We start from the raw sequence: 13,444 nt of genomic DNA, 5'->3' as shown, positions 1-13,444 counted from the left end.
CCACGTGAACAGAGGTGTTCGGACAGGGGCCGAGGACATCGCTGAGGGCTCCGGCTTCGCCTCGTCGCCGGCCAGGGCATGCGTCCTTCGGACCAGCGACGAGGAGGTCAGCTCGGACAATCCATGGCAGCTGTCCTCGTGTCCCGATGAACGGACACCACGTTCACCCCGCCGATGGTGGCGGACACCGGTGACAACAGAGCTGGGACTGATCGAGAAACCACCCACGCATACCGCGTTTCCGCAGAAATGCAAGGAAAATGAAAGAAGGTTCCAGATGTGGTCGGCCGGGATAGCGTGGCACGACAAGGGTTACGAAGTGGCATGCGCCCATGAGGACGGCCGATCGCTGCCGCCTGTCGGCTTCGCCGCCACCGACGTCGTCGGGCTGGCACGCTACGTGCGGCTCGCCTGCGGCGAGGAGGTCCGGGCCGTCATCGACAGCACGAACGGACTGCTCGACGGTCCTCTCCGTCACCTCGGCCTGACAGTGCTCCGCGCCGACCCCTGGGACCTGCCTCCTCGCCCCCTCCTCGGCTCCGCCTCCGCTCTCACGCTAGCGCAGCGGGCGCACAAGCCCGGTGCCCGCGCCCTCCCGGAGACCGACACCGCGAACGGAACGCTCAAGGGCAGGATCGAGGAACACCTCCGGGCCGTCGGGAGCAGCGCCGCGTACGAGGCCGAACTCGTTGAGCAGGGAAAGTGTTTCGGTGGCGGCTCCCAAACCTCGCGCCGTGTGGCGCTGACCTTCGATGACGGTCCGAGCGAGCCGTACACGGGCCAAGTGCTCGACATTCTCCGCGACTACGGGGCCGTCGCCACCTTCTTCTGCGTGGGCCTGCATGTGAGCGCCGCGCCTGCGCTCGTCGCCCGCATGCGGACCGAAGGGCACAGCGTGGCGAACCACACCTGGTCGCATCCCTACCTTCCCGATCTCTCGCAGACGGAACTGCTCCGGCAGTTCGAGGCGACCGGTAACGCCGTTGCTGCTGTGACGGGGGAGCGGCCCGTCCTCGTCCGTCCGCCGTACGGTTCACGCACCCCGGACACCCTGCGGTGGACCGAGGAAGCGGGGCTGACCACGGTCCTGTGGAGCCGCGACACCTGCGACTGGGCCCTCGGCGGCATCAGCGGCATCGTGTCCCGCGCGCTGGACACGACCGGCGCGGAGGGTGATGCCGTCGTGCTCATGCACGACGGAGGCGGGGACCGCTCGCAAACGGTTGCCGCGCTCCCCCTCATCATCGAGTCTCTGCTCGCCACGGGGCATGACCTAGTGTCGATCGACGAGATGGTGAGCCAACTGGTGGGTGTGCGATGACGGCACGACGCCTCGTGGGTGACGAGGACACGATCCGCATTAGTGCTGTGATCATGCACCACCCTTCTAGGGGCGCCCGGCTGCCCGCCCTGCTGGCCCGACTCGCGGAGCTGAACCCGCGCGTGATCCCGGACCCCAAACCGAGCGGCCCGCCCAGCCCGCTGCGTACCGCCAAACTCGCCTGGGCGGCTATTGCGCCCGGGGCCACGCACCACCTAGTCCTCCAGGACGACATCACCCCGGCCCCGGACATCGGGCGCCAGCTTCACCGGGCCGTGACGGCGAACCCTGACTGCGGCATCTCCCTGTACGTCAACTGGAACAGCCCCCAGAACTCCTACCTGGTGCGACGAGCGGCGGTCACGGGTTCGCCGTGGGCACCCCTGTCCCCGCTGGAGTACACGCCAACCTTGGGTCTGGTCCTGCCCGTGGCGCACGCAGCCGCACTGGCCGCGCACCTGGCCGCCCTGCCCGACGTCCTCAAGGATGACGACGAGGTGGTCACCCCATTCCGTATCCGGCGCGGCCTGCCCGCCGTGGCCTCCGTGCCTCACCTGCTGGAACACGGAGACGAGCGCAGCACGGCGGGCAACGACTCCCACGGGAGGCGACGCGCCACCGTCTACGCACCGGGCCTCGATCTCGACACGACGCACTGGACGGCGCACCTCCCGACGTCCGGTGCGGGCATTGGCACGGTGGCCGTTACGAGAGCCGGAGCGGCGACTACCCCCGGTATGCCGGACTACGCGGTCGAGTTCGTGGAGTCCACCTGCCAGCTCCGACTGGTCCAGCCGCTTGCCAGGGAGCCGATCGAGCACGGGTTCGGCTGGTACTGGTACGACTGGTGCGCGCTGATCGGTGTGGAACGCGACCGGATCGTTGAGACCTGGCGTACGGAGCCGGCCGCCGACGAGCACCACAGCCGCCTCGGCCTGGAGTTCTGGGCCGCGTGCTACCTCCTGGGCGCCGATGCCTGGGCGACGCGGTCGCATCGGGACGCGTCGCTCACCGCACACGGCGAACTGGCCCGGAGAGCCCTGGAGTCGTGGGTGCGCGCCGGTCTCGCTGCGCGGGACCGGCGCGCATTGTCCGAAGGCGAGCAGGCGGACCTCGTCGATCTCGGCGCGCGTGCCCTATGGCGAGGCTGGCTCGACCGGGCGGCAGCAGGCACCAAGTGGCCGGCCGTCCGGCACGTCGGCCGGAGCGAGTCGGCCCATGTCTGATCCCTCGCCAGCCTCCGTGTACGGCTCCGCCGAGGTGCGCGGCGCGGTCGTGCGCATGGCACGCCGCGAGGCCGCCGTCCACACACTTGCCGCCCGGTACGGGGTGACTGTCCTCGTCACGGTCATGCCGTGCGACCCGTGCGGCGCCGACGAGTCCCTGATCCGGGCGAGCCCCATGGCACTACCGTCGGACGTAGCCCAGCTCGTTCCGTGGGAAGGGGGCCGGGGTACCGACGAGGCCCAAGTGACCATGCTGGGCTGCGAGATGCTCGTACGCCGTGCCCTGTTGCCGGCGCTGGCCCTGCGGGACAGCCGCGGCGATGCCCTCACCTTCCGTACCCGAGGCGTCGCGTGGGCCGCGCGGCTGGACAACGGTCGCGACCCAGGGAGCGCGATCGCCGAGGCGGACCGCGAGGAGGCATGCCTCGACGAGGCGCTGGCCCTCGGCGGACCGGTGTCCCACACCGTACTGCCCCGCGTACTCCCGCTGCCGTGCGGCACCCGTCCCCACCCGGAGTCCGGGCAAGGCCGGGCGGCCGCCGGCGTGACCGGGACCCGCTTCCTTTCCCCGCACGGGCTCGGCCCCCAAGGCCCCCTGTGGGAACAGCTCTACCGCAGCTGCCTGTTGGAGGCCGTGGCGGTGGCTGTGTGACCGAAACAGCACATCAGCGTCGGCCTGATCACTCTGAGGAGATTCAGATGTCCCAGCTCGTTTCGAGCACCGCCCTGTGGAGCGGCGAGGCGGTCCTCTTCGACCTCGACGGTACGCTGATCGAGTCCATGACAACGATCGAGCGGCATACCAGGAAATGGGCCTTGGCCCACGATCTCGATCCCGACGAGGTCCTGGACAACTGGCACGGGCGCCGCGATGCGGACGTCATCGCGGAGTATGTTCCCGAGGATCAGGTCACCGCCGAGCTCGCCTGGATGCGGGAGATTTCCTGTACCGATGTCGCCGGCATCACCCCCATTCCAGGCGGCCGCGACTTGCTCGCCCAATTGCCCCCGAATTCCTGGGGGATCGTCACCTCAGGGGAGCGCCAAGTGGCACTCAGTCGGATTGCCGCCGCAGGGATTCCATGCCCGAAGGTCCTGGTGACGGCCGACGAGGTGACAAACGGCAAGCCCCACCCCGAGGGATTTCTGAAGGCCGCCGCCCTTCTCGGAGTCGACCCCGCAGCCTGCCTCGTCTTCGAGGACGCGGACTCCGGCGTCGCGGCCGCCACGGCTGCTGGCATGAGCGCGGTCCTCATCGGTGACGCCGCGACCTCGTCCGGGACAGCCGACCGCCTCTCAAGTTTTAAGCAGGTCGAGTGTGTGACGCCCTCCAACGCCACGGCGCGGGTGCTGCTGGCGTTCTTCCCCTGGGGAACGTGACATGGCCGATGAAGAACCCCGGACAGGGCCTGCACGGGCCCGGCAGGACCGCGAGGTCCGCACCACAAACCGGAGGGACACACGGAGAGCTGCTCACCACGCAGTGCTCGTCACCTTCCTCGTGAACGGAATGATGCTTGCCACCTGGCTGGTGATGATCCCTTCTGTAAAGGAGCGGACCGGGCTGTCCACAGGCGCCCTGGGCGTCGTACTCACGCTGCCCGTGGTCGGCTCGCTGCTCGCCATGCAGATCTCCTGCCTCCTCGTGCCGCGCTGCGGTACGCGAAGCATGCTCCGTGGATCCGTACCGGTCCTCGCGCTCCTCCTGTGGGCCGTCGGGCTCAGCGGGAACGGGGCGCAACTGGGCGGCGTACTCTTCGTCTTCGGCCTCGTCGACGGGCTCGTGTACGTCACCATGACGTCGCAGGCCATCGCGGTCGAGAAGAGGTCGGGCCGCTCGCGCATGAACCTGTACCACGCGGCCTGGGGTCTGGGAACGCTGGCGGGTTCGCTTCTTGGTGGTCTGTCAGCATGGATCGGCGGCAGCGTGGCCGTGCATCTCTTCGCCACAGGGCTGCTCTGCCTAGTGCCGACCATCGCAACCGCCCGGAACCTGCTCGCGGATGAACCGGCCTCAACATCCCTGGGGGCGGGAAAGGCCCCCAGGGCCCGGGCAGGCCGGCGCGGTCAGTCGATCCTGCTCCTGGGCTGCCTCGGCATGGTCTGCCTGATGAGTCAGGGGGCGGTCGAGCAATGGGGGGCCGTGTACCTGCGGGAGGAGCGACAGGCCACGTCGGCGGCGGCCTCGCTGGGCTTCATCGTGTTCTCCGCGGCGCTCGTCCTCGGCAGACTGGGAGGTGACGCGCTGCGCGAACGGTCGTCCGTGGCCTTCCTCCTGCGGGCGTTCAGCACGCTCGCGTGCCTGGGCATGGTCCTGGTGGTTGCCGCGCCCAGCGTGTGGTGGGCGACGGCCGGCTTCGGGTTGTTCGGAGCCGGGCTCTCGATCCTGGACCCTGTAATCAGCAGCCTCTCCGGGCACCAGGCCGCCGCACCCGGGGAGCACGCCGACACGTCGGTCGCGTCGGCCGTCGCCAACGTGGCCACTCTCAGCCACATGGGGCTTCTCCTGGGGCCCCCGTTCATCGGCTGGCTGGGGGAGTGGCTCGGGCTGACACCCGCCATGGCCGTCCCTGCCGTTCTCGTCCTCGTTGTTGGCGCCTGCGCAGGGCGGGTCACCGAACCGGGCCGCCCGGCTGCGCTGGGCGAGCGGATAGCCGCTGGGTCATCCGGCGGCTACGAAGATGATGGCGGCCAAGACCTCACGGCCCCCATGGCGTCTACGGCCGCCACCCTGCGGACAGACGGGACCGCGGCACCACCCGCACAGCCCGTCGGGGACCAACCGTTGGACAAGTGAAGTCGTTACCCCATCAGCATGACGCAAGACAATACCTAGGAAATGACCTGTAAGACGCTCAACGTGCGCCTCGGGGACAGATGCCCCTGTCGATGGCCTCCGAGAGCGTCAAAGTGAACGCCCTGCTGCCGAAGGGGCCATCGGGGTCGTCGTCCATGGACGTGACGAGCTCACCCGGCACGCCCTGCTGCTTTTGGTCGTCGAGTGGGACTGTAAGAAGAACGGTGTAACTCCTGATCATGGAGGATGCGCTGATGACCAGTAGCAACACGCCTGAGGACGAGAGTTCAGAGGTGGCTGCCCCGCGGTCGGCGAAAGCGGTGGATGACCAGCTGATCGAGGGGTTGGTGGGCCGCGCTCAGGCCGAAGGTCTGCAGCTGACCGGCGAGGGAGGCCTGCTGCGGCAGCTCACGAGGCGACTCCTTGAGTCGGCTCTGGAGGGCGAGGTGACCGATCATCTCGGCTATGACCGGCATGATCCGGCGGGCAAGAACGGCGGCAACTCCCGCAACGAACCCGCTCCAAGACAGTGCTGACCGAGGTCGGCCCCGTCGAGATTGCCGTGCCCCGTGACCGGGACGGATCGTTCGCGCTGAAGATCGTGAAGAAAAGGCAGCGGCGTCTGACCGGCGTCGACGAGATGGTCATCTCGCTCGCCGCGAAGGGCCTGACGACCGGCGAGGCCCAGGCCCACCTGGCCGAGGTCTATGGCGCCGACGTCTCGCGCCAGACAATCTCGACCATCACCGACAAGGTCCTCGAGGGCATGGCCGAATGGCAGAACCGACCCTCTACCCGGTCTCTCCCGTCATCTTCATCGATGCGATCCACGTGAAGATCCGCGACGGCGCGGTCGCCAACCGTCCGATCTATGTGGCCCTGGCCGTCACCGCGGAGGGCCGCCGGGAGATCCTCGGCCTGTGGGCCGCAGACGGCGGCGAGGGCGCAAAGCACTGGCTCCATATCCTGACCGAGATCAAGAATCGCGGCGTGGGCGACGTCCTCATGCTGGTCTGCGACGGCCTTAGGGGCCTGCCCGAAGCAGTCGAGACCGTCTGGCCGGCCACGATCGTCCGGACTTGCGTGGTCCACCTCCTGCGGAGCTCGTTCCGCTGTGCCGCCCGCCAGGATTGGGACAAGATCGCCAAGGCTCTCAAGCCCGTCTACACGGCCGCGACCGAAGACGCCGCCTTGGAGCGGTTCGCCGCGTTCGCCGACACCTGGGGCAAGAAGTATCCGGCAATCGTCAGGCTCTGGGAGAACGCCTGGGAGGAGTTCGCCCCGTTCCTCCGGTTCGACACCGAGATCCGCAGGATCATCTGCACTACCAACGCCATCGAGTCCGTCAACGCGCGGATCCGCCGGGCGGTCAAGGCCCGCGGCCACTTCCCCAACGAGCAGGCCGCGCTGAAATGCGTCTACATGGCGATCATGTCCCTCGACCCCACCGGCAAGGGACAAGCCCGCTGGACCAGCCGCTGGAAGACCGCCCTCAACGCCTTCGACATCACCTTCGACGGCCGACTCAGCGCAGCACGCCACTAACCTCAACAACCCCAGTTACACCGTTGATTGGACAGTCCCTCGCCGACCCCGAGAACGCGGAGCCATGCCCGGTCGGCAGGCCCGACACCGTCCTGCGCCATGTCAGTTGATGGCGTCGGTGGCTGCTGGGAGCGCGGTCGCTGGCGATGTGAAGACGGCGGAGAGGTGCGCGCCCGCCTGTTTCACTCCATAAGCGGGCTGTAAATGGGTCGGACAACTGATGATCGGCTGATTCTCGCTCCTTCTGAGTGATGACGTGGATGCGCCCGGCGGTTGACGCGCGTGGGGCAGTGGCGGATGAGGATTGGACCCGGTTTCTTGAGTTGGGGGTTCAGGTGGATCGGTGGGATCGCATCGGGCGGGTTGCGGCGAAGGGGGCAGCGCTGGCGCTGACGCCCTACCTGCTGATCAAGGTGTCGTGGGTGGTTGGTTCGCTCTTGGGGTTGTTGCCGGTCTGGACCGGGTTCGGCATGGCGGAGTCGGTGGTGCTCAACAGCGCCACGATCGGTATGGCCGGTGTCGGGATCACGGTGGCGCTCGCGCTGGTGCGGCCGTGGGGGATGCGTATACCGGGAGCGCCGTTGGTTTTCTGCGCTTGGGTCGGGACGGGGTTCCTCGTCCCGGTGTTGCCCCCCCGGCCGTCCTCAGTTCGCTGCTGGGTTCAGCGGATGGCAAGCCGAAGGGCGGGAGTGAAGCGGGCCCGTCGATGCCGGTCTGGGAGGCCGCGCTGGTTCAGATCGGGTTTGTAGGGATGGGGCTGGGCCTGGCCATCGCGTTGCCCATGTACTTGCGGCGGCGCTGGCCGGTGGCGTTCGCGGGTCGGCTCGGGGACCGTGGGCAGGGCTCGCAAGGGGCGCTGCCATGGATGGCCGTGGTCGGCGCCGTAGTCGGTCTCATCTGGTTGTACTGGGCGGTGGGCGGCACCGTAGGTGTCGCCCACCGCGGCGAGCGGGACCTCGCTTGGTATGTGCTGTCCGGCGTCTTCGGGCTCTGGGCATTGGTCGCGTCCGCCGCTGCCTGGGCTGTCGTCCGAGGCCGGCCCGCACGAGTCCCCCGATGGGGCCCGATGGTGCTCGGCTGGCTCGGCTCGGGCTCGTTGTTCGCCTGGAGTGGCTGGAAGCTTCCCTTCACCCTGTACCTGGCATTCGCACTACCGGCCGATGCGGCCTTGCCGGAAAGCCTCGCGCTCGCGGCACTCCTGCACCTTGGCGCGGTGGGGGCGGGCGCCGCGATGCTGCGAGCGCTCCTTCGTACCCAGCTGGTGTCATCGACCTCGTAGCAGCCATGCCGTCCTCGGCCGGACAGACGCATCCTGGCTCTTCCCTGGAGGTCAGTCCGGCCGTCCGATCAGTGCCTGGGCCGGGGGCGAACGGCTTCGCCAACTCGGTATCCGGCTCGCCGGGCCAGCTCGATCGCGCTGTTCCAGCTTGCCACCGAGCTGCCCGCCGCGGTCCTCGCCCGCACCCTCGGCTCGACATCCCCGTCGCCGTCAGATGGCAGCGAGCCGTCGCTGGAGACTGGGCCCTACGCCGCCGAGGTCAGCCGCGCGCTTCACCACAACCTCCGATCTACGAATCAGGAGCACCGAGATGAGACTCGACGATCACCGCGTGGTCATTACGGCAGCCGGCCGCGATTTCGGACGCACTTTGGCGATTCGTCTCGCGGACCTCGGCGCTGAGGTCTTCCTCTCCGCGCGCACTCTCGCCTCCGCTGAACGTGTCCGCGACGAGATTCGCGGCCGGGGGCACCAGCAGGTCCACGCCTTCGCCTGCGACCTGACGGACCCGGCCTCGATCCGCGACTTCGCTGCCGGCGTCGCCCGGCACACCGACCGCATCGACGTACTGATCAACAACGGCTCCCGCTACCTCGAAGGCCCAGACCTCCAATCCGCCTCCGACGCCGACATCGTCGACACGATCGCATCCGGCGCCACCGGCACCGCCCTGACCGTGAAGAACTTCCTTCCCCTCCTACTCAGCTCGGATAAGCCGGACGTGGTGACCATGGTCTCCGCCTGCGGAACGGCCGGTCATCACCGCTCGGACGCGCACGACGCCTTCTACGCGGCCAAGAGCGCCCAGGCAGGGTTCGCCGAGATCCTCTCCAAGCGCCTGCGGCCCCAGGGGGTCCGGGTGATTTCCCTCTACCCGCCTGACTTCGACAACCCTGACCCGCTCTCCGAGGAGTGGGAGACCACACCGCGCGAGGCCAAGGCCGCCCTCACCGCACAGTCACTCGTGGAGTGCATGCTCTTCGCCGTCGCCCAGCCCCGCGACTGCTTCATCAAGGCATTTCACTTCGAACAAGTCTGACCGATAGCCGGCACGTCCACACACAGCGACTGACACCGCGGTCCGGGCGGCACATGCGCTCCGGACCGGGGCATTCAGACAGTTCCAATACCCGACTCCACCATGCGCGATCTACCCGGCCGAGACGATCGAGGCCGATCGCGCCTTCATCGCCCGCCGCAGGGCCACTCGCCCCAGTGACGAGTATCGGACGCCCACCCGCGCGTGCCCGCTCGCACGCCCCTTCCGGCGCGGCTTCGCCGTCGCCTTGGGGCCTGCGCCATCGGCGGGCGTGGCCGTCGATGGCCGGGCACCGAACCGGTCGGCCACGTCCGCCTCGGCTACGCCCGCGCCTCGACCGCCTCGTCCTCGGCAAGGGCAAGGAACGCCGAGCGACTGCTGATGTCGGCAAGGTGTGTGTAGAGGGGGGAGCATACGGCTCCGCTGCTTCTGGCCGGAGTCCCGACAGGCCCGCGAGCCGGATGGCGTCGCTGTCGTCAGGACGCGCCGGAGAAGACGGAATCACTCTGCAGTGGTGCGCGATCCGCTTGTGCTGCTCACGGATCCAGGGCACGGCGAAAGGCGGTGGTGATCTGCATGCTGAGGGTTGGAGGACGCAGCCGGTGGCGCCTTCGCGATGCGGGCACATTGCGAAGGCCCAAACGGTCTGGTCCTGTCCCTTCGTCTAGTTCCATCGCATGCCGAGGGCGGAGAGCTGCTCGATCCGCTCGGGTGTCAGCGACGCCGCCCGGGAGCGCTGATTGCTAATCCATGCCCCCAATCGCAGGTCCCGCTGTTCCTGGCTGCCGTCCTCACCGTCGGCCGCGCCCAGGGTGATCGTTTCGACGTGTTTGCGCGGCACCTTCAGGTGTCCTTCGCGTTCGTAGAACTGTCGGGCCGCGGCGAGGTGCATCGCCCATTTCTGTGCCTGGCTGGTCCGCGGCTTGGGCTTTTCGTCCTCGCCTGCGGGTTGGATGCCGAGGATGTGTCCGCACATCCATTGCTGCACGGTGGTGAGCTTGTCCCACCCGAGTCGGACCGACGTCACCCATCGTCCGAGGTCCTCGCCCTGGCGTACGACGTCGCCCGCCTCAGTGGGCAGCGTCCCGCTCTCGTCCAGATGTAGCCGGGTCAGGTGGAAGCAGCGCTGCCAGGTCACCGGCCATGCCGGGCACCAGGACGCGTCGATGTCCTCCAACTGCTCACGCCGCTCCTCCGTCAACGCCCCCGCCGACGACCTCACGGGCAGACCCTCGGCACGCCGCTGCTCGACCTCTGCCGCCTTCCGGGCGGCGGCCCGCGCGTTCTTCAGCCAGACCCCGACTTTCGCCCCCTGGTACGTGGCATCCAACGGGGCGAGCAGGTGCCCGTGTTCGGCGGCCCACCCACGCGCCGCGGTCAGACCCTCCTCCCACGCGACGTCGTAGTGGTTCCAGATCATGCCGAGCTTTTCCAGCTGTTCGACGCGGTCGGTGTCCATGTCGCCGCGGGCGTAGAACCTCCTGGCGTCGGCGGTCCACTGCCCCAGTGGGAAGTTCGCCAGTGAGGCCGGCCACCCGGCCGTCTTCGCGTCCTGTCCGGTCGGGACGCGGAACGTGAACGGCACCCGCAGGTCCCCGTGCTCGCGGGCGTAGATGACGGCGGCCTCCACGCCGCGGCGCCAGTGCTCGTGTTCGGGGTTGAGGACGCGGAGGTTGATGAATGCTGCCAGCTGCGCGGGGTCGCGTGGCGTGGAGAACTTCAGCAGCGCCTTCGCCGGAGCCGAAGGCCCCCCGCCCCCGTCCCCACCGGCGTCCTGCTCTTTGCCCTCTGCGTCCTTCTGGATGGGCTTGTAGCGGCTGGGAGCCTGCTGCTCGGCCAACGCCTCCACGACCCTGGCGTCGTGCGCCCTGAGCGCTTCCAAAAGCTTCGCCAACCCGCCGTACGCCTTCGAGGTCAGCATGTTGTCCGCTGTCTCGCCGGGGCCCAGGAGCACCGGCACGACGAGGCTGGCGACCTTGCCCTCGCCCGGCTGCATCCGCAGAGCCCGGCCCACCGCCTGGACCAGGTCCGGCATGGCCCCGCGCACATCCGCCCAATACACGGAGTCACAATTGCGGGTATCCACGCCTTCCCCGAGGACCTTCACGGACCCCAGGTAGCCCTTTTCCACGACCGTGCCGTCGCCTGCGATCCCGTCGGCGAACTCACCCAGCACCCCGCGGCGGTGGAGGGGCTTGTGCTCTCCACACAGCCAGTTGGCCCAGACCGTGCGCGGGTAGTGCTCGGGGTCGATCTCGTGCAGCTGGGCGGCGACGTCGGGCAGGCCGGCCGCGAAAGCTTCGGCCTCCCGCGTCAGGTGGTGGAAGACCAGCGTCCTGCGAAAGCCCTCCTCCGATGACGCCTTGACCAGGGCGGTCTGCAGGGCGGCGAGGCGGGCGCCGCGCACCTCATCCGACCGGCCATCCGCGCCCAGTAGCACCGCGGCCTGGAACTGCGTGTCCGCCACATCGACACATACGACCTGGTAAGGGGCACAGATGCCCCGGTCGATGGCTTCCGAGAGCGTCAACGTGAACGCCCTGCTGCCGAAGGGGCCCTCGGGGTCGTCGTCCATGCTCGCCACCAGTTCACCCGGGACGCCTTGCTCCTGGTCTTCGTCGAGTTGCCATAGGCGGGGTGTGGCGGTCATGTAGAGCCGGCGCAGGGAGGGGATGCGGGTGTTGTCGTGGACGACGGCCCAGGGCTTGCCGATCCGGCCGGACGTCCGGTGCGCTTCATCGACCACGATGAGGTCCCATGCCGAGAGGCCGGTGATGTGGGCGCGTTCTAGTGTGCCGAGGCCGAGGCTGGCGTAGGTGGCGTACACGGTGACCTTGTCCAGGCCGCGGGTCCACTCCACGAGCTCGTCCGCGTCCGTGGTGTTGGGGAAGCCGGCCTCCTCGCCCCGCAGGGAGGAGACGCCGATCATCGGGCCGCTGCGGCCTCCCTCGCGCCACGCGACCTCGGTCTGGGCGAGCAGGTCCAGCGAGGGCACGAGCACCAGTACACGGCCTGCGTGGAGCTCCTCGGCGCTGCGGACCGCCACCCGGGTCTTCCCTGACCCGGTCGCCATGATCACCTGCGTCCGGAGTCCTCGCTCGGGCACAAGTGATCGTGCAGGCAATTCGAGGGCACGAAGCACCGCATCAATGGCTTCCCGCTGGGCGGCCTCGCGCTGATCAGCGCGGCCTGTGTGGGACATATGCGTCTGCCTCTCCTGCGGTGCCGTCCGGTCGATGGGAGCTGTCGGAAATAGAAACCTGCACGTAGAGGAGCCACATGGACCACGGTATGGCTGGCGTGGTCGACCAGGTGCGCGCCTTCGCCAGAGCGTCGGCAACGCCGTGTAGAAGATCTCGACAACCTATCCGAAGCGATCCAGGGTGGTGTCCCGTGATTCCAGAGTCTATCTCGCTATGAAAAATGAAGCATCTGGAGCACAAGAATCCCCCAACACGGTCGTAGGCTGGCAGCCCGGCTCATCGGCCGGCCAACCCAGGGCCTTGACACACCTTCAGGCGCCTCCTCCCACCGTCCGCTCGCGCCCTCACTGCCCGTCACATCTGTTCCACTCGCCGCCGCCCGGTAAGAGCGCGAATCCGGGGTACGCGCGCCGGCATGGCACCGAAGACTGAACACCTCATGTCCCTGCGGGCCGTACGACAGCTGCGCCGAACCCGCACCTTCTACACAGCAGGCGTCCTCCTGTGGGCGGCCTCCGTGGCCTGGACGGGATGGACTCATCCCGGGAGTCGGCAGATGTGGGTTTCGCTGCTCCTCCTGGCAGTCTTCACGGGCCTGCTCAGCACTGCCTCCTTGTGGCTGCACCACCTCCAGGCCGCCTCAGGTCGCAAGCCGGCGCATCACGCCGCACCCCGGCAAGGCACCGTCCCAGGCCACGTGAACGCCTGAACTCCACTACCCCGGCCCGCCCGTAGCCAGCTTGGCCCGCGTCAGCGGGCCTGACTGGAGGCGTAGCCGGAAGTCCCTGTGGCGGGGGAGCGCAGCGAACCCAGCCACAGGCGGCCTGGAGCGAAGCGGAAGGCCGGTAGTGGGACGAAGTCCCACGCTGCTCCGGGAGCGAAGCGAACGGAGCGTCACCTCGACCGCGAAGCGGTCGAGGTGGGTGGGAAGCGCAGCTCCCCACCCGGCCACCCGCGGAGCGGGTGGCAACCCCCTTGCGAAGCAAGGGGGTTCGCTTGCATATCGCGCAGCGATATGGTACCCGCTCCGCGGG

General features: G+C 68.6%; 9 protein-coding genes and 1 pseudogene. 9 read left to right on the top strand and 1 reads right to left on the bottom strand.

Annotation, left to right across the window (positions count from 1 at the left end):
* The first annotated feature begins 319 nt into the window (after positions 1-319).
* The 8 genes and pseudogenes from ACGFZW_RS35420 to ACGFZW_RS35385 all read left to right on the top strand — a co-directional run bounded on the left by ACGFZW_RS35420 (position 320) and on the right by ACGFZW_RS35385 (position 9,207).
* Entirely contained in the window at positions 320-1,321 is a 1,002-nt protein-coding gene (locus ACGFZW_RS35420) for a polysaccharide deacetylase family protein (RefSeq protein WP_393897437.1), read from the top strand.
* Entirely contained in the window at positions 1,318-2,547 is a 1,230-nt protein-coding gene (locus ACGFZW_RS35415; protein ID WP_393897436.1) for a hypothetical protein, read from the top strand. The genes ACGFZW_RS35420 and ACGFZW_RS35415 overlap by 4 nt, the downstream gene beginning before the upstream one ends.
* A complete protein-coding gene (locus tag ACGFZW_RS35410; protein WP_393897435.1) occupies positions 2,540-3,199 on the top strand; it encodes a hypothetical protein in 660 nt (219 codons plus the stop codon). The genes ACGFZW_RS35415 and ACGFZW_RS35410 overlap by 8 nt, the downstream gene beginning before the upstream one ends.
* Positions 3,196-3,927, top strand: coding sequence for an HAD-IA family hydrolase (locus ACGFZW_RS35405; RefSeq protein WP_393897434.1), 732 nt, complete (start codon positions 3,196-3,198; stop codon positions 3,925-3,927). Before ACGFZW_RS35410 ends, ACGFZW_RS35405 begins: the two co-directional genes overlap by 4 nt.
* Before the next feature lies 1 nt (position 3,928).
* Positions 3,929-5,344, top strand: coding sequence for an MFS transporter (locus ACGFZW_RS35400; protein WP_393897433.1), 1,416 nt, complete (start codon positions 3,929-3,931; stop codon positions 5,342-5,344).
* A gap of 254 nt (positions 5,345-5,598) precedes the next feature.
* Positions 5,599-6,889, top strand: a pseudogene (locus ACGFZW_RS35395) (IS256 family transposase).
* A gap of 706 nt (positions 6,890-7,595) precedes the next feature.
* Positions 7,596-8,168, top strand: a complete 573-nt coding sequence (locus ACGFZW_RS35390; protein WP_393897432.1) for a hypothetical protein — start codon at positions 7,596-7,598, stop codon at positions 8,166-8,168.
* Between the two features lie 310 nt (positions 8,169-8,478).
* Entirely contained in the window at positions 8,479-9,207 is a 729-nt protein-coding gene (locus ACGFZW_RS35385) for an SDR family oxidoreductase (RefSeq protein WP_393897431.1), read from the top strand.
* A 664-nt stretch (positions 9,208-9,871) separates the two neighbouring features.
* Here ACGFZW_RS35385 and ACGFZW_RS35380 read toward each other — a convergent pair.
* Positions 9,872-12,409 (bottom strand): Helicase associated domain protein, encoded by a 2,538-nt coding sequence (locus tag ACGFZW_RS35380; RefSeq protein ID WP_393897430.1) that lies wholly within the window; start codon positions 12,407-12,409, stop codon positions 9,872-9,874.
* Positions 12,410-12,825: 416 nt separating this feature from the next.
* On the opposite strand from ACGFZW_RS35380, the gene ACGFZW_RS35375 reads away from it, so the two are divergent.
* Positions 12,826-13,119, top strand: coding sequence for a hypothetical protein (locus ACGFZW_RS35375; RefSeq protein ID WP_393897429.1), 294 nt, complete (start codon positions 12,826-12,828; stop codon positions 13,117-13,119).
* The last annotated feature ends 325 nt before the right edge of the window (positions 13,120-13,444 follow it).

It is taken from the genome of Streptomyces sp. NPDC048248, assembly GCF_043201875.1.
Taxonomy (GTDB): domain Bacteria; phylum Actinomycetota; class Actinomycetes; order Streptomycetales; family Streptomycetaceae; genus Streptomyces.
Note: the sequence above shows the minus strand (reverse complement) of the source record. Positions and strands in the feature narration are given on the sequence as shown.